This is a genomic window from Rhizobium sp. Leaf371 (genome assembly GCF_001424045.1).
Classification (GTDB): Bacteria; Pseudomonadota; Alphaproteobacteria; order Rhizobiales; family Rhizobiaceae; genus Ferranicluibacter.
In genome coordinates this window covers 379,999-402,623 of the sequence record NZ_LMQB01000024.1, presented here as the reverse complement: position 1 = coordinate 402,623, position 22,625 = coordinate 379,999, and the positions used below count along the sequence as shown (strand labels likewise).

Annotated in this window: 19 protein-coding genes; 5 read left to right on the top strand and 14 right to left on the bottom strand. The window is 65.4% G+C overall.

The annotated features are described in order from the left end of the window. Window positions 1-13 precede the first annotated feature (13 nt). The gene (locus ASG39_RS15960; protein WP_062596025.1) at window positions 14-826 is read left to right on the top strand and encodes a precorrin-2 C(20)-methyltransferase; all 813 of its coding nucleotides are present in this window, start codon (window positions 14-16) and stop codon (window positions 824-826) included. Further along, the gene (locus ASG39_RS15955) at window positions 823-1,587 is read left to right on the top strand and encodes a precorrin-3B C(17)-methyltransferase (RefSeq protein WP_062595931.1); all 765 of its coding nucleotides are present in this window, start codon (window positions 823-825) and stop codon (window positions 1,585-1,587) included. The genes ASG39_RS15960 and ASG39_RS15955 overlap by 4 nt, the downstream gene beginning before the upstream one ends. On the opposite strand, the gene ASG39_RS15950 is transcribed toward ASG39_RS15955, so the two are convergent. Next, entirely contained in the window at window positions 1,551-2,315 is a 765-nt protein-coding gene (locus ASG39_RS15950; RefSeq protein ID WP_062595930.1) for a cobalt-precorrin-6A reductase, read from the bottom strand. The genes ASG39_RS15955 and ASG39_RS15950 overlap by 37 nt on opposite strands. On the opposite strand from ASG39_RS15950, the gene cbiE reads away from it, so the two are divergent. Both cbiE and cobM read left to right on the top strand, forming a co-directional pair. After that, the gene (gene cbiE, locus ASG39_RS15945) at window positions 2,314-3,621 is read left to right on the top strand and encodes a precorrin-6y C5,15-methyltransferase (decarboxylating) subunit CbiE (RefSeq protein WP_082477289.1); all 1,308 of its coding nucleotides are present in this window, start codon (window positions 2,314-2,316) and stop codon (window positions 3,619-3,621) included. The genes ASG39_RS15950 and cbiE overlap by 2 nt on opposite strands. Continuing rightward, window positions 3,618-4,382, top strand: coding sequence for a precorrin-4 C(11)-methyltransferase (cobM, locus tag ASG39_RS15940; RefSeq protein WP_062595929.1), 765 nt, complete (start codon window positions 3,618-3,620; stop codon window positions 4,380-4,382). The genes cbiE and cobM overlap by 4 nt, the downstream gene beginning before the upstream one ends. Here cobM and mnhG read toward each other — a convergent pair. The 11 genes from mnhG to ASG39_RS15885 form a co-directional block, all read right to left on the bottom strand. Further along, entirely contained in the window at window positions 4,379-4,771 is a 393-nt protein-coding gene (mnhG, locus tag ASG39_RS15935) for a monovalent cation/H(+) antiporter subunit G (RefSeq protein WP_062595928.1), read from the bottom strand. The genes cobM and mnhG overlap by 4 nt on opposite strands. Then, the gene (locus ASG39_RS15930) at window positions 4,768-5,049 is read right to left on the bottom strand and encodes a K+/H+ antiporter subunit F (RefSeq protein ID WP_062595927.1); all 282 of its coding nucleotides are present in this window, start codon (window positions 5,047-5,049) and stop codon (window positions 4,768-4,770) included. The genes mnhG and ASG39_RS15930 overlap by 4 nt, the downstream gene beginning before the upstream one ends. Then, window positions 5,046-5,534, bottom strand: a complete 489-nt coding sequence (locus ASG39_RS15925) for a Na+/H+ antiporter subunit E (protein ID WP_062595926.1) — start codon at window positions 5,532-5,534, stop codon at window positions 5,046-5,048. The genes ASG39_RS15930 and ASG39_RS15925 overlap by 4 nt, the downstream gene beginning before the upstream one ends. Next, a complete protein-coding gene (locus tag ASG39_RS15920) occupies window positions 5,534-7,147 on the bottom strand; it encodes a monovalent cation/H+ antiporter subunit D (protein WP_062595925.1) in 1,614 nt (537 codons plus the stop codon). The genes ASG39_RS15925 and ASG39_RS15920 overlap by 1 nt, the downstream gene beginning before the upstream one ends. Further along, on the bottom strand, window positions 7,144-7,485 hold the full coding sequence (locus ASG39_RS15915; RefSeq protein WP_062595924.1) for a Na+/H+ antiporter subunit C: 342 nt from the start codon (window positions 7,483-7,485) through the stop codon (window positions 7,144-7,146). The genes ASG39_RS15920 and ASG39_RS15915 overlap by 4 nt, the downstream gene beginning before the upstream one ends. Continuing rightward, the gene (locus ASG39_RS15910; RefSeq protein WP_082477288.1) at window positions 7,485-10,415 is read right to left on the bottom strand and encodes a monovalent cation/H+ antiporter subunit A; all 2,931 of its coding nucleotides are present in this window, start codon (window positions 10,413-10,415) and stop codon (window positions 7,485-7,487) included. The genes ASG39_RS15915 and ASG39_RS15910 overlap by 1 nt, the downstream gene beginning before the upstream one ends. 432 nt (window positions 10,416-10,847) lie before the next feature. After that, window positions 10,848-12,260, bottom strand: a complete 1,413-nt coding sequence (locus tag ASG39_RS15905; RefSeq protein ID WP_062595923.1) for an efflux transporter outer membrane subunit — start codon at window positions 12,258-12,260, stop codon at window positions 10,848-10,850. 552 nt (window positions 12,261-12,812) lie between these two features. Beyond that, window positions 12,813-14,450 carry a cisplatin damage response ATP-dependent DNA ligase gene (locus ASG39_RS15900; RefSeq protein WP_062596023.1) on the bottom strand — a complete coding sequence of 546 codons (1,638 nt, stop codon included), beginning with the start codon at window positions 14,448-14,450 and terminating at the stop codon, window positions 12,813-12,815. Then, on the bottom strand, window positions 14,450-15,460 hold the full coding sequence (locus ASG39_RS15895) for a ligase-associated DNA damage response exonuclease (protein WP_062595922.1): 1,011 nt from the start codon (window positions 15,458-15,460) through the stop codon (window positions 14,450-14,452). Before ASG39_RS15895 ends, ASG39_RS15900 begins: the two co-directional genes overlap by 1 nt. Window positions 15,461-15,528: 68 nt before the next feature. Next, window positions 15,529-16,479, bottom strand: coding sequence for a nucleoside hydrolase (locus tag ASG39_RS15890; RefSeq protein WP_062595921.1), 951 nt, complete (start codon window positions 16,477-16,479; stop codon window positions 15,529-15,531). A gap of 9 nt (window positions 16,480-16,488) precedes the next feature. After that, window positions 16,489-17,739, bottom strand: a complete 1,251-nt coding sequence (locus ASG39_RS15885; protein WP_062596022.1) for an FAD-binding oxidoreductase — start codon at window positions 17,737-17,739, stop codon at window positions 16,489-16,491. A gap of 276 nt (window positions 17,740-18,015) precedes the next feature. Here ASG39_RS15885 and ASG39_RS15880 point away from each other — a divergent pair, with 276 nt between their 5' ends. Further along, window positions 18,016-19,263 (top strand): hypothetical protein, encoded by a 1,248-nt coding sequence (locus ASG39_RS15880; RefSeq protein ID WP_062595920.1) that lies wholly within the window; start codon window positions 18,016-18,018, stop codon window positions 19,261-19,263. Window positions 19,264-19,291: 28 nt separating this feature from the next. On the opposite strand, the gene lysS is transcribed toward ASG39_RS15880, so the two are convergent. Together lysS and gltX are read right to left on the bottom strand one after the other, a co-directional pair. Continuing rightward, entirely contained in the window at window positions 19,292-20,782 is a 1,491-nt protein-coding gene (lysS, locus tag ASG39_RS15875) for a lysine--tRNA ligase (protein WP_062595919.1), read from the bottom strand. Window positions 20,783-20,974: 192 nt separating this feature from the next. Then, a complete protein-coding gene (gene gltX, locus ASG39_RS15870) occupies window positions 20,975-22,435 on the bottom strand; it encodes a glutamate--tRNA ligase (protein WP_062595918.1) in 1,461 nt (486 codons plus the stop codon). Between the last annotated feature and the right edge of the window lie 190 nt (window positions 22,436-22,625).

Genomic DNA, 22,625 nt, shown 5'->3' with positions numbered 1-22,625 from the left:
CAGCGTCGGCGGGGTGGCGCTTGCGGGCGTCAAGGCCGGGCGGCTGATCGGCGTCGGCACGGGGCCGGGCGATCCCGAACTCCTGACGCTGAAGGCCGTGCGGGCGCTCGCCGAGGCCGACGTCCTCGCCTATTTCGCAAAGGCGGGGCGGCGGGGCAATGGACGGACCATTCTCGACGGACTCGGCAAGGCCGATGGCATTGCCAGCCTGTTTGCGCCGGGGCAGATGGAGGGCATCCTGAAGCCCGGCCGTATCGAGCTGCCGCTCTATTATCCCGTGACCGTCGAAATCGACAAGGAGCACGACGACTACAAGGGCCAGATCACCGGCTTCTACGATGCCTCGGCCGCAAGGGTCGCCGCACATCTGGATGCGGGACGGACGGTCGCCATTCTCAGCGAAGGCGATCCGATGTTCTACGGCTCCTACATGCATCTGCACGTGCGGCTGGCGGGGCGCTACGCGGCCGAGGTCGTGCCAGGGGTCACGGCGATGTCGGGCTGCTGGTCGCTCGCCGGCCTGCCCATCGTTCAGGGCGACGATGTGCTGTCCGTCCTGCCCGGTACCATGGACGAGGCGGAGCTTTGTCGAAGGCTCGGCGATACGCAGGCGGCCGTGATCATGAAGGTCGGGCGCAACCTGCCGAAAATCCGCCGTGCGCTTGCCGCGTCCGGCAAGCTCGACGATGCCGTCTATGTCGAGCGGGGCACGATGGCGAATGCGGCGATGACGCCGCTGGCCGACAAACCGACCGATGAAGCGCCTTATTTTTCGCTGGTGCTCGTGCCCGGCTGGAGCGGCCGCATGAAGGACCCCGCCGCATGAGCGGCCGTCTGACCATCGTCGGGACCGGGCCGGGCGATCCGCGGCAGACGACACCGGAAGCCCTCGAGGCCATCGCCGCCGCCAGCCATTTCTTCGGCTACGGACCCTATCTCGACCGTCTGTCGCTGCGCCCCGATCAGAAACGGGTCGCCTCCGACAATCGCGAGGAGCTGGATCGTGCCAAGGCGGCGCTCGATCATGCCGCACAGGGCGCCGACGTCTGCGTGGTCTCGGGCGGCGATCCCGGCGTGTTCGCGATGGCGGCGGCCGTCTGCGAAGCGATCGACCATGGGCCGGCCCTCTGGCGCGACATCGATTTCCGCGTGACGCCCGGCGTGACGGCCATGCTGGCGGTCGCGGCCCGGATCGGCGCGCCGCTCGGGCACGACTTCTGCGCCATCTCGCTGTCGGACAATCTGAAACCCTGGGAGATCATCACGCGGCGGCTCGCCCTGGTGGCGCAAGCCGGGCTCGTGATTGCGCTCTACAATCCCATCAGCAAGGCGCGGCCCTGGCAGCTCGGTGCCGCCTTCGAGGTATTGCGGCCGATCCTGCCGGCGCAAACGCCCGTCATTTTCGGCCGCGCCGCCGGGCGGGCCGACGAGCGGATGCGCGTCATGCCGCTTGGCGAAGCCGATGCGAGCGTGGCCGACATGGCGACCTGCGTCATCATCGGCTCGCCGGAAACGCGGATCATCGCCCGGCCCGGTCGCGACGATCTCGTCTACACGCCGCGCTTCCTGCCCGGAGCGGCCACGTGATCGATCCGGACAAGCGCCTCTTCCACCGTCGCGACCGTGGGCAGGCCGGCCTCGGCCGCGCGTTCGATCAGGATCACCGGGATCTGCAGCGCTCTGGCTGCGGCGATCTTGCCATAGGTGGCGCTGCCGCCGCTGTTCTTGGCGACGATGCAATCGATCCGGTGTTCGACGAGCAGGGCATGCTCGTCGGCCTCATCGAACGGTCCGGTCGCAAGGATGTAGCCGACATCGGGCAGGGCGAGGGGCGGCTCGACGGGATCGACGCTACGAACGAGATAGGCGTGCTGCGGTGCGGCTTCGAACACCGCCGCTTCCTGCCGGCCGATCGCAAGCAGGACACGTCGTGGCGACGCGCCCAGTGCTGCGACGGCGGCATGCACATGATCGACGCAGGTCCAGAGGTCGCCCGGCTGGCGCTGCCAGCTCGGACGTCGAAGGGCGAAGGCGGGGATGCCGGTTTCAAGAGAGGCTTTCGCGGCATTGTCGGAAATACGCGTGGCGAAGGGATGCGTCGCGTCGATCAGGAGATCGAAGCCTTCGGTTCGCAGCGTGTGCGCGAGGCCGTCGGCGCCGCCGAAACCGCCGATGCGGGTCGGGACGGGCTGTGCCATCGGCGCGCGCGTGCGGCCGGCCAGCGACAGCACCACATCGTGCCGCGTGCCCGCAAGCGCGCCGGCCAGCGCGCGGGCTTCCGTGGTGCCACCGAGAATAAGGATATGAAGGCCCATGCGTGACGGCGAAAACGCTTCCCTGACGGCGAAACCCTGGCTGACGATCGTCGGCCTGGGAGAAGACGGTCTAGCGGGTCTCGGCGATGAGGCCAAGCAGGCGATCGCATCCGCGCGGCTCGTCTTCGGCGGCGCGCGGCACCTCGCGCTCGCAGCATCGCTGATCACGGGCGAAAGCTGCCCCTGGTCGAGCCCGTTCGAAACGGCCATCGATGTCGTGGTGGCGATGGCCGGCATGCCGGTTGTCGTGCTCGCCTCGGGCGATCCCTTCTTCCATGGTGTCGGCGTAACCCTGTCGCGCCGCATCGATCCGGCGCAGATGCGCGTCCTGCCCGCACCCTCGGCCTTCAGCCTTGCCGCGGCTCGGCTCGGCTGGGCGTTGCAGGATGTCGTCTGCCTCTCGCTGCACGGCCGGCCGCTCGATCTCCTCCGCCCGCATCTGCACGCGGGAACGCGCATTCTGGCGCTGACGTCCGACGGGGATGGGCCGGGAGCGGTCTCTGCCCTCTTGCGCGACAGCGGTTTCGGCGCCTCCGGCGTCATCGTGCTCGAAGCCATGGGCGGGCCGCAGGAGCGGGTGACGCGGCAGACGGCGGCCCTGTTCGATCTTGCCGACGGCCATTCGCTCAACGTCTGCGCCATCGAGGTGATCGCGGGTGCCGAGGCGCGCATTCTGGCACTGTCGCCGGGGCTCGCCGACGATCTTTTCGAGCATGACGGGCAGATCACCAAGCGGGAGGTTCGGGCGCTGACGCTCTCGGCGTTGTCTCCCCGGCGCGGCGAATGGCTTTGGGATATCGGCGCGGGTGCCGGGTCGATCGCGATCGAGTGGATGCTGGCCGATCCCTCGCTCGAGGCCATTGCCATCGAGGCGCATCCGGAGCGGGCGACGCGGATCGGGCGCAATGCGCGCGCCTTCGGCGTGCCAAGTCTGCGCGTCGTCGAGGGCAAGGCGCCGGAGGTGCTGGCGAGCCTTGCGGGCCAGCGCAGGCCGGATGCGATCTTTGTCGGCGGCGGCGGGAGTGAGCCCGGCGCGATGGCGGCGGCGCTGGCAGCGTTGCGACCCGGCGGGCGGCTGGTCGCCAATGCCGTGACGACGGAGATGGAGGCGGTTCTGCTCGCCTGCCATGCCGAGAACGGGGGAAGCCTGACACGGATCGACATTGCGCGTGCGGCACCCGTGGGCACGATGACCGGCTGGCGGCCCGCCATGCCGGTGACGCAATGGGCTTTCACGAAACCGCTGGCGGATGCGCCGGGTCGTGACGGCGAAGATCTTGGGAACATGCAAGGAGTGCCGGCGTGACGGTTCATTTCATCGGTGCCGGTCCGGGTGCTGCCGACCTCATCACCGTGCGCGGGCGCGATCTGATCGCAGCCTCCCCGGTCTGCCTGTTTGCCGGCTCCATCGTCTCGCGGGACCTGCTCGCCTATTGCCCATCCGGCGCCCGCATCGTGGACACGGCCCCCCTGTCGTTGGACGAGATCGAGGCGGAATATGTGCGGGCGGATGCCGAAGGCGACGATGTGGCGCGGCTGCATTCCGGCGACCTCTCCGTCTGGAGCGCCGTCGCCGAGCAGGTGCGGCGGCTGGAGGCGCGCGGCATCGCCTATACGATGACACCGGGCGTGCCGGCCTTTGCGGCGGCGGCGGCGGCGCTCGGGCGCGAACTGACCCTGCCGGCGCTGGCGCAGAGCCTCGTGCTGACCCGCGTTTCCGGCCGGGCCTCGCCCATGCCGAATGCGGAGACGCTCGCCAATTTCGGCGCGACCGGTGCGACGCTGGCCATTCACCTCGCCATCCACGCTTTGCCGCACATCGTTGCGGAGCTGACGCCGCTCTACGGCGCCGACTGCCCGGTCGCCATCGTCGTCAAGGCGTCCTGGCCGGACGAGCGTGTGGTGCGCGGCACGTTGCGCGATATCGAGGCGCAGGTGGCCGAAAGCCCGATCGAGCGGACGGCGCTGATCTTCGTCGGGCGGACGCTGACGGCGGACGGGTTCCGCGAGAGCGCACTTTACGATGCGGGCTATCAGCGCCGGTTCCGTGGCCGCGACGGACTTTAGATGTCGTTGCCGGAGATATCGATGCCCGGATCCGCCTTCGCGGTTTCCGTTTTCCGCGGGACCTCCGCGCTCTTCTCGGCGCGATCGCGGTAGAGCGCGGACTGGCCGAGCAGCATCAGCGTGACCGGCGTCGTGACGATCATGAAGACCACGATGAGCACCTCGTGGACGATCCAGCGGTTCTGGAGCACGCCGAAGGCGATCATCGAGGACAGGGCGATCAGCAGCACGCCGCCGCTGGTGCAGAGCGTCGGCGCGTGCAGGCGCTCGTAGAAGCTCTGGAAACGGACGAGGCCGATGGCGCCGGCCAACGTGAGCGCCGAGCCCGAGAGCAGGAGCAGGCAGACAGGAATGGCCGCCCAGACGGGCAGATCGACCAGGAACGTCATTCGATCACCTCGCCGCGCATCAGGAACTTGGCGAAAGCGATGGTCGAGACGAAGCCGAGCAAGGCGATCGTCAGTGCCGCTTCGAAATAGAGCACGTTGGCCGTGCGGATGCCGAAGGTCAGAAGCAGCAGCATGGCGGTGATGTAGACCGTATCGAGGCCGAGAATGCGATCCTGCGCCCGGGGGCCCTTGGCGACGCGGTAAAGCGCGCAAACCATGGCCAGAGCGATCATGATCTGCGAGACCAGCACGGACCAGATGATGAGAAGTTCGGTCATTCGAAGATCTCCTTGAGAAGCCGCTCGTAACGATGGGTCACGATGGACTGCCAGTCCTTGCCGTCGGCCGTATCGAGCACATGAATGAGGAGCATGCGGGTCTGGCGATCATATTCGAGCCAGGCGGTGCCGGGCGTCGTCGTGAGGATGCAGGCGAGCAACGCGATGGCATTGTCGTCCTGCAGCTGCAGTTCCACCATGACGAAGGCAGACTGCACGGGCGGCTTCCGGCGCGACAGAACGGCGCCGAGAACGGCGAGGTTGGATTGTGCGATGTCCTTGATGACGGATCCGGCGAGGCGAAAGGCAGCACCCGGCCGGCGCAGGCGCGGTTTGCTCGGTTCCAGATTGACCATCGCCCAGGAGAGCGAAACGGACAGGATCGTGCCGAGGAGGATCTGTCCCGGCGACACCGACTGATTGACGAGCAGCCAGAATCCCAAAAGCAGGAGCGAGAGAACCGGGTAGGGAAACCAGTAGCGCATCACGATCCTCCGTGCGACACGACCGGCACTGCATCGCGCACGCTGCCGATATAGATCTGCGGCTGCGACAGGGCGGTTGCCGTATCCTGGAGATAGCGGAGCGCCGGACCGGACTGGAGCGTCAGGAAACCGCAGGCGGCGAGAAGCGCGAGCACCGGCGTGATCTCGATCAGCCGGACGCGGGGAACGGTGCCTTCGATCGAATTCCAGAAGGTGCGGATGCCGACCCGGTTGAGCGCGATCAGCGCCGCAAGGCCGGACACGATCAGCAGCGCCACGAAGATCCACTGCGCGCCGGTGACGGCTGAATTTTCGGCAAGGCCTGAAAAGAGCCCGTGAAGGATCGCGAACTTGGCGACGAAGCCCGACAAGGGCGGCAGGCCGGCCATCAGCATGGTGCAGGCGACGAAGCATGCGCCGAGCACGGCCATGGTGCCGGGTACGGCCGCGCCGACCTCCTTGGCGACCTCCTCGTCATCGCCGTCGCCATAGGCTTCCATGGTGACCGCGAGAACGTCGGCGCCCGCATCCCGCGCGCGCTCCACGAGTTCGATGAGCAGGAAGAAGGCACAGATGCCGAGCGTGGACGAGATCAGGTAGAACAGGGTGCCGGGGATGACGCCCGTGATGCCGAGACCGATGGCGGCCATCAGCGATCCCGACGAGATCAGCACATAATAGCTCGCAAGCCGGCCCATGGCCTGCGATGCCATGACGCCGATCGTGCCGAAGAGGACGGTGAGGAGGCCGCCATAGAGCAGAATGCCCTGTCCGAAGCCCGTCGATGGTCCGGCACCGCTGCCGAACAGAAGGAGCGAGAGCCGGAGCAGGATATAGACGCCGACCTTGGTCAGGATGGCAAACATCGCCGCCACGGGCGGCGTCGCTGCGGAATAGGCCTGGGGCAGCCAGAAGCCGAGCGGCCACATGCCCGCCTTGACGAGGAAGGCGATGCCGAGCACGGCCGCGCCGGCCTCCAGCAGCATGCGGTTTTCGGCACTCAGATCCGGGATGCGCAGCGCGAGATCGGCCATGTTGAGCGTCCCGGTCGAGCCATAGATCAGGCTGACGCCGATCAGAAACAGCGATGACGCGGCAAGGTTGATGGCGATGTAGTGCAGACCCGCCTTGACCCGCACCGGCCCCGAACCGTGCAGCATGAGGCCATAGGATGCGGCCAGCATGATCTCGAAGAAAACGAACAGGTTGAACAGGTCGCCGGTCAGGAAGGCGCCGTTGATTCCGACCAGCATGAACTGGAACAGCGTGTGGAAATGCGGGCCGGCCTTGTGCCACCGCGCCATGGAGAACATCTGGGCACAAAGCGCCATCAGCGTCGAGAGCGTGATCATCATCGCCGACAGGCGATCGACCACCAGAACGATGCCGTAGGGGGCAGCCCAGTTGCCGAGCTGGTAGACGAGCGAGGCGTTATCCTGCGCATGCGCGGAGGCGATCATCAGGGCGCCGCCCGTCAGGAGCAGAAGGAGCGTCGCACCGAAGCTCAGGGCGCCCTTGAGCGATCTGCGCCGCTCGTCGAGCGGGATCAGCGCCGCCGCCGTCACGAACGGCAGGAGGATCGGCAGGATGATCAGGTGACCGACCCAGTTCATCGTCCCTCTCTCCCGTCCACATGGTCATTGCCGGTAAAGCCGCGCGAGGCGAGCAGCACCACGAGAAACAGCGCCGTCATGGCGAAACCGATGACGATGGCGGTGAGGACGAGGGCTTGCGGCAACGGATCGGTGTGGGTGAGGAAGCCGCCGGCGACGCCTTTTTCCAGCACCGGCGGCGCATTGAGGCGCAGGCGGCCCATGCCGAAGATGAACAGGTTGACCGCATAGGACAACAGCGCCAGCCCGACGACGACCTGATAGGTGCGCGGCCGGAAAAGGAGCCAGATGCCCGACCCTGCGAACACGCCGATGCCGACGGACAGAACGAGTTCCATCAGTTCTTCTCCTTTGTCGACAGGCGGACGCTGCGCATATGGGCGCGCGGCGAGCGGACGGACTGGTGGGCGAGCGCAATGAGGATCAGCACCGTGGCGCCGGTCACCAGCGAGAAGACGCCGAGATCGAACAGGATGGCGCTTGCAAGCGGTATCTCGCCGATCAGCGGCAGATCGGCATAGCGCGAATGGGTGGTCAGGAAAGGATAACCGAAGATCCAGGAGCCCAATCCGGTGGCGGTGGCGACGAGGATGCCGATGCTCATCCAGCGCAGCGGATGGATGCGCAGGCGCTCCTCGACCCAACGCGTGCCGCTGCTCATATATTGGAGGATGAATGCGATGGAGAGCGCGATGCCCGCTGCAAAGCCGCCGCCCGGCAGGTCATGGCCGCGGAAGAACAGGAAGGCCGCGAACATGCCGATGACGGGGAAAAGCCAGCGCATGATGACCGAGGGAATATGGAGATATTCCGCCACGCTCTCGCCGGACTCGCGCTCGGGATGGCGCGCGTCAAACGCGTTCTGGACGCGCTGCTGCTCCGGTCGCTCCAGGCTCTCGGCCGCCGGACGGAAGCGCAGGAGCAGGGAGAAAACGGTGAGCGCGACGATGGCGAGAACGGCGATTTCGCCGAACGTATCGAAGCCGCGGAAATCGACGAGGATCACGTTGACGACATTGGTGCCGCCGCCTTCGGAATAGGCGCGCTCCAGGAAATAGCTGGAGATCGTCTCCGGCATCGGCCGGGTCATCACCGTGTAGGAGATCAGCATCAGGCCGACGCCGGCGGTGACCGCAATAACAAGGTCGCGGAGACGGCGGATGCGCACGCCGATGGACATGGCTTCGGCATCGGGCTTCTCGAAACGCTTGGGAAGCCAGCGCAGCCCGAGCAGAATGAGAACCGTGGTGACGATCTCGACGAGAAGCTGGGTCAAGGCAAGATCCGGTGCCGACAGCCAGACGAAGGTGATGCAGGTGACGAGGCCGGCACCGCCGAGAAGGACGAGCGCGGCAAGACGGTGGAACTTCGCCTGATAGGCGGCGCCGATCGCGCAGGCCATGCCGATCAGCCACAGGATGGCAAAGACCGGATCGATGCCGCGGAAGACGACGTCGGCCGGCTGGAAGCGACCCCAGAGAAGCGGCGTCGCCGCAGCGGCGATGGCCGCAAAGACGAGCAGGCGCATCTGGGGCTGAAGCCGCCGCGTGCCGGCCTTCATCTCCACCATGCGGGCCCATTTCCAGGAAAGGGTGACGAGAATGCGCTCGAAGATGCGCTGGCCCTGCAGCCGGCGGAAATAGGGCGGCCCCTCGACGCTGGTGGCGAGGTAGGGACGCATGACGACGTAAAGCAGAATGCCGGCGACAAGCGCGAAAAGGCTCATGAAGAAGGGCAGGTTCCACCCATGCCAGACGGCAAGGCTGTAGACCGGCGTCGCATCGCGCAGAACGGAGACCACGGCCGTGTGCAGCAGCGGCCCGATGGTGAGGCTCGGCACGATGCCGATCACCAGGCAGGCCAGCACGAGGAAACCGATCGGCGCGATCATCCAGTGCGGCGGCTCGTGCGGTTCGCTCGGCAGATCGTGCGGCTTCGGGCCGAAGAAGACGGCGTAGATGAAGCGCAAGGAATAGGTGACCGCAAAGAGGCTCGCCAGCGTGGCGACATAGGGCGTCAGCGTGTCGAGCAGGTTGATGCGATGGGTTTCGATGGCCTCCGCAAAGAACATTTCCTTGGAGAGAAAGCCGTTGAGCAAGGGCACGCCCGCCATGGACGCGCTCGCGACCATGGCAAGCGTGGCGGTTATCGGCATGTATTTGAATAGCCCGCTCAAACGCCGCATGTCGCGGGTCCCGGTCTCGTGGTCGATGATGCCGGCGGCCATGAAGAGCGACGCCTTGAAGATCGCGTGGTTCATGGTGTGGAAGATCGCGGCCACGGCGGCCAGCGGACTGCCGAGGCTCAAAAGAACCGTGATGAGGCCGAGATGGCTGATGGTGGAATAGGCCAGCAGACCTTTGAGATCCTGCTGGAAGATGGCGAAATAGGCGCTGAGGAGCAAGGTCGAGAGGCCCGCGAGGCCGACCAGCCAGAACCAGGCATCGGTGCCTGCCATGACCGGCCAGAAGCGGGTGAGGAGGAAGACGCCGGCCTTGACCAGCGTTGCCGAATGCAGAAAGGCCGAAACAGGCGTCGGGGCCGCCATGGCATGCGGCAACCAGAAGTGGAAGGGGAACTGTGCGCTCTTGGTCAGCGCACCCATCAGCACCAGCACGAGGATCGGCAGGTAGAGGGGGTGGTCGCGGATCGTGTCGCCGGAGGCGAGCACCACATCGAGATCGTAACTGCCGACGACATGGCCGACCAGCAGCAGGCCGACGAAGAGGCAGAGACCGCCCGTACCGGTTACGGTCAGGGCCATGCGGGCGCCGTCGCGTGCATTGGCATTGTGATACCAGTAGCCGATCAGCAGGAAGGAGATGATGCTCGTCAATTCCCAGAAGATCGAGAGCAGGATGAGATTGCCCGAGAGCACGAGGCCGAGCATGGCGCCCATGAAGGCCAGGAACAGGGAGAAGAAGCGCGGGACCGGATCTTCTGCCGACATGTAGTAGCGCGCATAGACCACGACCATGAGCGCGATCGCGCTGATCAGGGCCGAGAAGAGCCAGGAGAAACCGTCCATGCGCAGCGTGAAGTTCAGCCCGTATTGCGGGATCCAGGCGACATCGTAGCGCAGCACCCGGCCTTCGATCACGAAGACGTAGAGCGATGTGGTGATCGCCAGGCAGAGGAAGGCGATGGAGCCCGAGAGCCAGGCCGCCAGCGAGCTTCGATCGCTCGGCAGGCTGATGGCGATAAGGCTTCCCACGAACGGTGTGAGCACGAGCAAGAGCAGCAGGTTTTGCGCGATCTCTATGGTCATTTCCCCAGTCTGATCGTTACGGCGTCAGCTTTCCGCGGCAGCCCCTCGCGAGGGCCTGACGACGTCTTCAGGGCCGAGCGGCTTGAAGGGTCTGCGCGGACGAACACTGCGCGACATGCCGAAATTTATGCCGGTATTCCGCCGTGAAGCCAACCCGCGAAAGTGGCAAATAGACCCCGCCTGTCGTTTTTCCAGTTTGTCTTATGAACATCGTCGGTGTTTTCGGCGGATGGTCCGACTGCCCTAACGCCTCATGGACGGGAAGACCAAGAAAACATCCTGTTACCCGTTCGTGATCTCGGCGCATCTGGGCCATGTCGATGGCTTGGACGACGATTCGTCCGGCGGCGATCTCGTTCCGCTCTCCCCGAAACGCAAGACGCACCGGAGAGGGCTCTCCGGTGCGTCTCACCTTGTTCGTTTCGTGTTTGCTTACTTCGTTGCGACTTCGATGCCGGAGCCGCCGCCGAGGGCGACGTTGAGGGCAACGTAGTTGGAAGCGAGGCTGCGGATGGCGGCTGCCAGCTGGATGCGGCTGTCGGACAGCGTCCGTTCGGCGTCGAGCACGTCGAGCAGCGAGGTCGCGCCACCGCGATAGCTTTCACGGGCAAGGCCGAGGGCCTGTTCCGAGGAGGCGACGACCCTGCGAAGCGCCGACACCGTCTCATAGTTCTTGCGCAGCGCGATCATCGCGTTCTCGACTTCTTCGATGCCGTTGAGAACGGTCTGCTTCCAGGCGAGGTACTGTTCCTGCGCGGCGGAGCGCTGCGCCTCGACATTGGCGCGCAGGCGGCCGCCGTTGAAGATCGGAACATCGAGCGTCGGGCCGAAGGACCAGCTCGTCAGGTTGCCGGTCACGGCATTGCCGAACGTGCGGCCGGCATTGATCGAGCCGCTGAGCGACAGGCTCGGATAGAGCTGCGCCTCAGCAACGCCGATATCGGCGGTCGCGGCGGCCAGCTGCCGCTCGGCGACGCGGATGTCGGGACGATTGCGCACGAGATCGGCGGGAACGCCGACCTTGGTGTTGAACTTCGGCCAGGGCTGCGCCTTGCCGCGCGTCAGCTCGGCGGTGACGGAGGTCGCGGGAAGACCGAGAAGCGTGGCGATATGGTTGGCTGCCTGATGGAAGCCGGTCTCGTAGGCCGGGAGCTCGGCGAGCGTGGAATTTACGAGGCCTTCGGCCTGCACGACATCGAGGCTCGATGCGGCGCCGGCGCTGCGGATGTCGTTGGTCAGCTTCAACGTCTCGCGCCGCGAGGACAGGCTCAACCGGGCCAGCGCCAAGGCTTCCTGGTTGTAGCGGGCGTCGATGTAGGACGTCACGAGATCGGAGAGATAAGCGAGACGGGCAACGTTGACGTTGTTGTAGGCGGCGTCGAGCGAAGCGGTGGCGCTTTCGCGCGCCCGGCGATACTGGCCGAAGAGGTCGAGCAGCCAGGACGCGCCGAGACCGCTGTCGAGCGACTTGGTTTCGGTGTGGCTGATGCCAGACGTCCGACGCAGGTAGGAACCGTCCGAGCCCTGCACATTGCCGGATGCGCTGCCGTTCAGCGCGGGAAGCGCATCGGCGCCGGCGATCACGACATTGGCGCGCGCCTGGATGATGCGCTCGATCGACTGCTGGACGTCAAGGTTCTGGTTCATGCCCTGCGCGACGAGGCTGTCCAGCTTCTTATCGCGGAAGCTCTGCCACCAGGGGTTCAGGGTGACGTTCGCTGCAGGGGCATCGGCCTTGGAGAATTTGGCGGGCAGGTTGTCGGCGGGCGTCTTGTAATCCGGACCCACCACGCATCCGGACAGCAGGAGCATGCTCATGGGAAGGAGCGCTTGGGCAATCTTCATAAGGGTCCCCATCCGGCAGGTTATGCGCCGGTAACGAATGATTCACACGTGGTCTTTAGCATGTTCATCACTCTAAGCGAGGAAACAATCCCAAAGCTGAGGGCCTTCCGCATTATTGTGTGAAAGTGTTCCCCGCATGCCACGCTTCTCCAGCTTCGCGCAAGGTAGCACGAGCGGCGCGCTTTTAATGCGCTCTATCTAAGATACTGATTTGTCCAATGATTTTGGACTCGTCCCAATCTGCGACAGAGATCGCCCAATCGTTTTCCGTATTCACGCACTAACCGTTTTGATGATGGTCGTTCCGACCATTTCAAGCGGGTATCGCCCGTAAGTATCGCGTCCTGCTCGATTTCCGTTGTCTTTCGAGACGGCTTATGGGGCGCTGTCCGGCAGGGTGAGATCGCCGGTGCAAGCTGACGCACCAGGGATATCGTTCCGGGCAAACCAGGGTCGATCTCCCGCTGAAAGGGAAGGAGGCGGCAAATATTCTGCACGAGGGGAACAATTTCGCGTCAGGATCTGCACGAAAACGGCGGTTGCATTGCCGCTTCACATCTCGTCGCTCACCGGCGCGCCCGCGTCGATCATCGAGACTAGCGTCTCCAGCCGGTCGGCATCCCGCGGCAGCTTGTCGGTGCGCAGTCGCGAGATGCGGGGAAACCGCATGGCGACGCCCGATTTGTGGCGGGAGGAGAAGGCGATGCCTTCGAAGGCCACTTCGACCACGAACCCCTGGTCGGGTTCGGCCCGAACCGAGCGCACCGGGCCGAACCGCTCGATGGTATTGTTGCGGACATAGCGATCGAGCACTTCGAGTTCGGCATCGGTGAAACCGAAATAGGCCTTCCCCACGGGCACGAGGAAGTCGCCCTTGTCGCCTGGGGTCCAGACGCCGAAGGTGAAGTCGGAATAATAGCTCGATCGTTTGCCGTGACCGCGCTGGGCATACATCAGCACGGCATCGATATTGTAGGGCTCGCGCTTCCACTTGAACCACGGACCCTTCATCCGCCCCGGGGTGTAGGGCGAATCGCGCCGTTTCAGCATGATCCCCTCGATGACGGGATCGGGCGGCGCTGTCCTTAGTTGGTCGAGTTCCTCCCAGGACGAGAAGGGAACGAGCGGGGACAGGTCGAAATGGAGCGGCGGGGTGGTGGCGATCAGCCTTGCCAGCGCTTCGCGCCTGACGTCGAAGGGTTCCGGGCGCATGTCGCGGGGGCCGTCGAACAGGAGATCGTAGCCGCGCAGGAAGGCCGGGTATTCCTCGATGGTCTTGCGCGTGACCGTCTTGCGGTTCAGGCGCTGCTGCAGGTCGGAAAAGCTGCGCGTCGCCTGATTGGAGCGCAGCGTGCCGCCGACCAGCAGCTCGCCATCGATGACGCCCTCGAAATCCACGGCTTCGAGAATGTCGGGAAAGGCGCCGGAGATATCGTCGCCGCTGCGGGAATAGAGCCGGCGCGTGCCCGAGAGGTTGGCGAGCTGGACGCGGATGCCGTCCCATTTCCATTCCGCCACGAAATCGGCGGGGTCGAGATTGTCGAGGTCCTTGTCGCCCACCGGCGTTGCCAGCATGACGGAGTGGAAGACGGCCGGCATGGTCAGTTCGGGACGACCGGAATGGCCGTCGAGCCAGGCGAAAAGCTCGACATAGGGCGGCAGCAGGCCGTGCCAAAGGGTTTCGATCTCGGTGACATCGACCGTGCCCATCTCGCCCAGCGCCTGCTTGACGAGCCGCGACGAGACGCCGATGCGCATGGAGCCGGTGATGAGCTTGAGGAAGGCGAAGCGGCTGGAGCCGTCGAGCCGGTCGAGCAGGCTGCGCACGAGGCTGCGGACATCCGCGCGACCGACCGACTGCAGCTTCTCGACGATCGATCCGAGCGAGAGATCGCCGACCTCGGCCTCATCCGGCTCGGTGCCTTCCCAGACGAGCGAGATGGTCTCGGCGAGGTCTCCCACGTAATCGTAGGAATACTGGAAGAGGATCGGGTCCATCCGCTCCAGCATCAGCTGGCGCAGCACGTTCGGCTTCACCGTCGAGAGCGTCAGCGTGCCTGCCAGGGCCGCCAGCGCATAACCGCGATCGGGATCGGGCGCCGTGCGGAAATAGTCGGTCAGCAGCCGGATCTTCGCGTTGCGCGAGGGGGTGAGAACGAGGCGGTCCAAGAGTTCGGCAAAATCCCGCATCATTCGCCCTCGTCGTCGTAGCCCACCAGATGCAGCGGTCGGGCCTTGATGCCTTCCAGCTCGCACCAGCGGACGAGCGCTTCCTCGCGCCCATGGGTCACCCACACCTGTCCCGGGCGGATTTCGCGAATGGTGTCGGTCAGTTCCGCCCAATCGCAATGGTCCGAGATGATGATCGGCAGTTCGACGCCGCGCTGCTTGGCCCGCTGGCGCACGAGCATCCAGCCGGAGGCGAAGATCGGAATCGGGTCTGGGAAACGGCGGGCCCATTTGTCGGCAAAGGCCGAGGGCGGGCCGATGACGACGGCGCCCGCAAAGGCCGGCTTCTCCTTCGCGGTCACGGTCGCCGGGCGGAGTTCGCCGAGCGGAATGCCCTTGGAGAGATAATAGTCGCAGAGCTTGACGAGCGCGCCATGAATATAGATCGGCTCGTGATAGCCGGCTTCGCGCAGCAGCATGATCACGCGCTGGGCCTTGCCGAGCGCATAGGCGCCGACCAGATGGGCGCGCTCGGGAAACTGGCGCAGGGAGGTGAGCAGTTTGCCGACCTCATCCGCATCCGGCGGATGATGGAAGACGGGCAGGCCGAAGGTCGCCTCCGTGATGAAGACGTCGCAGGGGACCGGCTCGAAAGGGAGGCATGTCGGGTCGCGGCGGCGTTTATAGTCGCCGGAGACGACGATCTTCGTTCCGCCGCGGCTGACCGCGATCTGCGCGGAGCCGAGAACATGGCCGGCCGGATGGAAGCTGACGGTCACATCGCCGATCGTCATCGTCTCGCCGAGTGCTGCCTCCTGCGACTGGCGGCAGAAATCGGCGCCGTAGCGGATCGCCATGATTTCCAGCGTCTCCCGCGTCGCCAGCACCTCGCCATGGCCGGAGCGGGCGTGGTCTGCATGGCCATGGGTGATCAGCGCCTTGTCGACCGGATGTACCGGATCGATGTAAAAGCCGCCCGCTTCGCAAAACAGGCCCTTGGGCGTGGGATAGAGCAGCGTTTCCGGTTTCATCTTTCTCTAGATAGCCGGACCGAAGCCGGCCGCCAGAGAGACGGCCGGGATTCTTTGCTGTCGGCGCGTCAGGCGCGCGACAGCGTTTCCGTGATCAGCGCCATGACGGCGTCGGCATCGATATCCGTGCAGACGGTCTGGCTCGGCAGGCCGTCCCAGGGGCTTGGCGGGAAAGAGCGGCCATCGGCTTTCTGGATGGTCTGGCCATCGGCAATGCCGCCGCAGACGACGCGAATCGCACCGGTTCGCGTGGTGAAGAGCTCGGGCGCGACGACATAGACGCAGGCGCAGCTGTCGTGCACCACCATGCCGTCCTCGACGATATGGGCGTAGAAATCGATGTAGAAATCGGAGATTTCGGCGAGCAGCTTTGCGCGCGGTCCCGAGGCGGCGGCGATTTCGGCCAGGGCCGGACGGGTCATGATCGTCTTCATCGTCACGTCGAGGCCGATGACGGTCACGGGCCAGGCCGCACCCATCACGATGTCGGCGGCTTCCGGGTCGCCATGGATATTGGCCTCGGCGGCCGGCGTGATGTTGCCGGCGACATCGAAGGCACCGCCCATGATGACCACGGCCTTGACCAGAGAGACGATCTCGGGGTCCTCGGCCAGCGCCCGGGCAAGATTGGTCATGCGTCCGACGGCGACCAGCGTGACCTCGCCGGGATGGGCGCGCACCGTGTCGATGATGAAGCGATGCGCGGGACGCGCATCGGGCTCGCCGTCCACTGTGTCGGGCACACCGATATTGCCGAGCCCGTCATGGCCGTGGATCATCACCGGCCAGCCGACATGGGCGCGGGCGGGCTCGATCGTCTCCGCCACGCCCTTGGCGACCGGTGCCGGAATGTCCCATGCGCTTTTCAGGAACAGGGCGTTGCGGGTCGTCGTCTCGATCGAGGCATTGCCGAAGATGGTGGTGATGCCGAGAAGGTCGATGTCGGGGTGCTGGTGCAGGAAGAGCAGCGCCATGGCGTCGTCCACGCCGGGATCGGTATCGAAAATGACTTTGTGCATGATTCTTCCTCAGGTCTTCTGGCCGCGCTGGAAGCGGCGGATGCTGAATGGCGCGAGCGCCGGCTGCTCGCCCTGGTCGAAGAGATTCGCGACGAGCCGGCCGGTGGTGGCCGAAAGCGTCAGGCCGAGATGACCGTGGCCGAAGGCCAGCGCGATACGCGGATCGTCCGGGCTGAGGCCGATCACCGGCAGGCTGTCGGGTGTCGAGGGACGTCGGCCCATCCACTCCGTGCCGCCTGTTTCGGGCAGAGCCGGCACGTAGCGGCGCATCTTCGTGCGCATCGCCTTGGCGCGGGCGAAATTTGCCGGCGCATCCGGCCGTGCCAGTTCCACCGCCCCGCCGACCCGCAGCGCATTGTCGAAGGGCGTGGCGCAGAAGCCGTGCTCGGAGAAGAAGATCGGCATGGGCAGCGTCACCTTGGGATCGGCGAAGGTCGTGTTGTAGCCGCGCTCGGTTTCCAGCGAGACGCGCAGCCCGAGGCCGCGCACGAGGTCGCGCGACCAGACACCGGCGGCGATCACGGCCTTGTCGAAGGTATGGCGCACGCCCGAAGACGTGGTGAGGGTGATGCCGTCCGCGCCCGGTCGCACAGCGGCGACGCCCGCCTCGGTGAAGGTCGCCCGATCGCGCAGCTGCGCCTGGAGCGCGCGCAAAAAGGTCTCGGGATGGCGGAAGGTGTGGTAGCCGGCGGAAAAGATGCCGCCCGCCAGCGAACCTTCGAGGGCGGGAATGCGCGTGCGCACCTCGGCCGGGCTCAGGCGCTCGACGGCAAAGCCGAGGAGTTTTGCCGTTTCGCTTTCATGGCGGAAGGCCGCGTCGAGCGATGTCTGCGCATCGAAGATCGTCATGGCGCCGGTGTGCTGCACGGGGTCCACGAGGCAGGCCATCTCGGCAAGGTGCCTGTGATCGTCGAGCACCGTGCGCATCAGGCCGAGCAGGGCGGTGCGGGTGCGGACGGCCTGTGCCGGGCGGGCCGAGCGCAGGAAGGCGAGCAGCCAGGGGGTGAGGGCAGGGAGGTCGCTCCAGCGCAGTGTCAGCGGACCGAGCGGATCGGCAAGCCAGCGCGGTGCGGACATCAGCATGTCCGGTCGGGCGATCGGGTCGATTTCCGGAATTGCCATGATGCCGGCATTGCCGACGGAGGCGGGAAGGCCGGCCGCATCCTGTTCGAAGACCGTGACGTCATGGCCCCGCGCGATCAGATGGATCGCCGTTGCGCAACCGATGATGCCGCCGCCCACTATCCCGATCCGTGCCATGCCGTCCTGTCCGATGCTCTTGGATTCCGTTCGAAAACCCGGAGGGGCCGCGTTGCCGGTGTGCGGCAGACGTCCCCGTCGCTGCCCAAGGTCATGCGCCATCCGGCCATCGGCAATCAAGGGCAAAGACGCGGCGGCGCGGTTTTTCGCATCGCGTCGCCGGGCACGCGACCGGTTCGGATTAAAGCTTCCTCAACCCCGTTCGTTTACGGTCCGGGCAGGATGTCTGCCGCTGGCAGGCCGTTGGAGCGCGTGATCGGGTATGGAGCGGCTGAGGTGAAAGGCATTTCCCTGAAAGTCCGGCTGTCGAAGAAGCGTCTCATCGGCGCGGCCACCTGTCTCCTCGTGGCGGGCGGTGGTGGCGCCTACGCGCTGCAGAGCGGTCTCCTTTCGGATGCTGTGGCAGAGGTGAAGGCCTCCCAGCCCTCGGGCGTCGCCTGCACCACGACCGATTTCATCAAGCTCAATCGCGGTGGTCAGCGCTGGCTGCGCAAATATGTCCGGACCGATAGCGTCGACGGCATCGAGCGGGTGCGCACCGCGCTTCGCGTCGCCGGCGTGCTGGCAAAGGCGGAGAAGGCGGATCTCTATCAGGTCGTCGTGCTCGACCGCGCGGGGCCCGAGGGACGGGCCAATCTTCGTGGCGCGGCCATTGGCGCCGAGGTGCTGTTTGCGCCGGACCCGACGAAGCTGCCGGACATGGACCAACCCTTTATCGCGCGCTACGCCGACGGCAGGGCCAATCCCGTGGGGCTGTTCTATGGCGAGCGCAAGACGCTCTCACCCGAGGATATCCGCACGGCTTTGACCGAAATGACCGACCGCACCGATTGCGAGACGCTGGTGGCCGATTCGTCCGCCCCCGTCGAGGGCGATACGGGCGGAGCACATGGCAAGCCTGCCAGCGGGCATGGCGAGAGCGCATCCGAAGGGAAGGCTGCGCCCGCCGAAGGCCATGGAGAGGCCGCGGACGCGAAGGGCGAAGCTGCCGAAGGACATGGTGAAGCCGCTGAAGCCGATGCCAAGCCTTCGGAAGGGCATGAACCAGCCGCTGCCGCCGCTGCCTCCGGCCATGAGGCCGCACCGGAAGGGGAAGAGGAGCCTGCGGCAAAGGGTGGATGGTTTGCAACCGTGACCGCGATGATCCCGGGCATGGGTGGCGAGACGCAGAAGGCCGAAGGCGCGCCGCCGGAAGAAGCGGGCGGGGCGCAGACCGGCGTGCTGTCCACCGTGATGCGGCTGATCCCCGGCATGGGCGGGGACACCTCCGCACCGCCTGCGGCAACAACCGAGCATGCACCCGCCGAGCAGGCCGTGACGGTCCCCGAGGCAGGTCACGAGGCAGGCTCGAAGACGGAAAATGCGAAGGCGGAGGCGCATGGTCCGGCTGCCGAAGAGGCGTCACAGGTGACGAAGGCATCTCCGCAAGGCGCCGCCGAACACGCGCCAGAGACTCCCGAGCCTGCCCATGAAGCGGCCGTGCCGCATGAGGTGACGACCGAGGAGACCGGCGCCACGCATTGATGGCGCCGGTGATTGCGAGGTGAAGTCTTCAGTCTGCCTTGCGGCGGGCCGGGAAGAGGATGACGTCGCGGATCGACGGAGCGTTGGTCAGGAGCATCACGAGACGATCGACGCCGATGCCGAGACCGCCTGCGGGCGGCATGCCTTGGTCGATCGCATCGAGAAAATCGTCATCCAGCTGCTTTTCCTTCTCGCCGCGGGCATGGGCCTGCTCCAGCTGTTCCACCATGCGGCGACGCTGTTCTTCCGGATCGTTCAGCTCTGAAAACGCGTTGCCGACTTCCCAGGCGTTGCAATAGGTCTCGAAACGTTCGACCAGACGCGGCTCGCCCGGCACTTCCTTGGCAAAGGGCGAAATGTCCTTCGGGAAATGCGTGACGTGACTCGGCTGCACCAGCGTTCCCTCCACCTTTTCCTCGAAGATGAAGGCGAGGCATTCGCCCCAGGTCCAGTCCTTCTCGACCTCGAAGCCGGCGGCCTTGGCGGCGGCGCGGGCGTCCTCGTCCGTCTTGATGGCGAGGAAATCGATGCCGGTCACCTCTTTCACCGCATCCGGCATGGGGACGCGCTTGAACGGGCCTGCAAACGAGAGGGTCTTGTCGCCGAAGGTCACGTCGGTCGTGCCGTGGATGGCCATGGCGAGCGAGGAGAACAGGCGCTCCACGAGATCCATGATGTCCTCGTAATCGGCATAGGCCCAGTAGCACTCCATCATCGTGAATTCCGGATTGTGCCGGGTGGAGACGCCTTCGTTGCGGAAGTTGCGGTTGACCTCGAAAACCTTGTCGGCAAGACCCGAGACCAGCGTGCGCTTGAGGAACAGCTCCGGCGCGATGCGCAGGTACATGTCGAGCTTGAGCGTGTTGTGGTGTGTCTTGAAGGGCTCGGCGGTCGCCCCGCCATAGACGGAGTGCAGCATGGGGGTTTCGACCTCCATGAAGCCGTCCTCCTCCATGAAGCGGCGGATGCCGGAGATGATGCGGGCGCGCTGCTGGAAGCGGAGCTTCGAATCCTCGTTGGTGAGAATGTCGAGGTGCCGCTTGCGATAGCGCAGCTCGATATCGGAAAGGCCGTGCCACTTCTCCGGCATGGGCAGGAGCGCCTTGGTCAGCATGGTGATCTCTTGGGCGTTGATCGTCAGCTCGCCGCGCTTGGTGCGGCGCACGACGCCGGTGACGCCGATGATGTCGCCGATATCGACCATCGGCAGCAGCGCGCGCGCTGCCTCGGGCGTCGTGTCCTTGTGCGAGAAGATCTGGATCTTAGCCCCGGCATCGCGGATATCCATGAACATGCCGGAATTGCGCGACGAGAAGACGCGACCGGCAACGGTGACCACATCCTCGGTCACGGCATCCGGCTCCAGCCCTTCGTATTTCTCCGCAAGGTCGCCGTTGGTGATGGTCCGGTGGAAATGCGCGGGATAGACATCGCCGATCTGCTCGCGCAGCAGCTTCAGCTTCTGCGCGCGGACTTCGGTGACGTCGGAGGAGAGGGCGGTGTCGAGCTTTTCGGTCATGGTTGCCTGTCCTGTGGCGGCAAGGCCGCGATAATGATGATCGGTAGCGTCGCCCCTCACCCGAGGCCCTCCCCGCTCGCGGGGAGAGGGACGTGCCTCGATTGGGGCCTCATGGGTGCCGCTTGTCCCTTCGCCCTTGCCAAGCGGGGAGAAGGTGCCGGCAGGCGGATGAGGAGGCTGCCTTTCCTTGGGTTACTTCCCGGCGTTGGCCGCCATCGCCGCAACCACCTGACCCGCGACTTTCAGGCGCTGGCGCACGACTGAGCGGCCGAGGATGGCCATGCTGTCGAACAGGGGCAGAGAGCGCGACGAACCGGAGATGGCGATGAAGAGCGGCGCGAGCACCACTTTCAGCTTCTTGCCCATCCGGTCCGAGCTGGCGCGCAATTCGGCTTCCACCGATTCCGCGTTCCACTCGACGATGGTTTCGAGATCCGGCTGCACCGTCTTGAAGATCTCGACCAGTTCCTCCGGCGAGGTCTTCACCTTGGCGAAGGAGGAAGCGTCGAGCCCGAGATCGGCCTTCAGCAGGAAGCCCGCGAGGTCGGGCAGGTCGCCCAGCTTGGAAATGCGGGACTGGGAGAGGCGCAGGCCTTCCTTGATCCGGCCGTTCTCCATGGCCCAGGCCAACACGCGGCCGACGAAGTCTTCTTCCGAAATCCCCTCTCGCAGCCAGCGACCGTTCAGCCAGTCGAGCTTCTGCACGTCGAAGATCGCGCCGGCCTTCGACAGGTTCTCCGGATCGAAATGCTCGGTCAGCTGCGCCATGGTCAGCATCTCCTCGCCTTCGGCGATCTGGATGAAGAACAGGCCGAGGAAGTTCATCAGCGCTTCCGGCAGATAGCCAAGCGCGGAATAGTAGGAGATCGATGTCGGGTTCTTGCGCTTGGAGAGCTTCGACTTGTCGGCATTGCGCATCAGCGAGAGATGCATGAACACGGGCGGCTCAAGGCCGAGATAGCGATAGAGCAGGATGTGCTTGGGGACCGAGGACAGCCATTCCTCGCCGCGCGCCACATGGGTGATGCGCATCAGATGGTCGTCCACCACGTTTGCCATATGGTAGGTCGGCATGCCGTCGGCCTTGAGCAGGACCTGCATGTCGACGGCATCCCACGGAATTTCCACGGGCCCGTAGACGCCATCGACGAAGGAACAGACGCCTTCGGTCGGGATCTTCATGCGCACCACATGGGGCTCGCCGCCGTCCACGCGGCGGGTCACTTCCTCGGCGCTCAGATGCAGGCAGAGGCCGTCATATTTCGGCGGCTTGCCGGCAGCGCGCTGCGCCTCGCGCATTTCCGCAAGACGCTCGGAGGTGCAGAAGCAGCGGAAACCGTGGCCGGCATCGACGATCTTCTCGACATAGGGCTTGTAGATGTCCTTGCGGTCGGACTGGCGGTAGGGGCCGTAGGGGCCGCCGATATCCGGGCCTTCGGACCATTCGAGCCCGCACCATTTCAACGCATCGAGCACCTTGGCTTCGAACTCAGGCGTCGAGCGCGTGGCGTCCGTGTCCTCGATCCGCAGGATGAAGGTGCCGTTGTTCTTCTTGGCGAAGAGATAGTTGAACAGCGCGATATAGGCCGTGCCGACATGCGGTTCGCCGGTGGGGGAGGGAGCGATGCGCACCCGGACTGGTGTGTCTGTCATGATCTCGGCCTGTTGGCGTGCTGCTGGCGTTTCCGGGCAAGCGCCGCCGCACTGGCCCCGGCCTTCGAAGGCTAAGACACGCGACCAAGCGCCTCAAGGGCGAGGCCAGCTGTCTTCAATCGCGGGCGTGAGACCATATTCCCCGCCGCACGTCAAGGCGGAGGCCGTGCGCGGCGTGCCTCAGGACAGG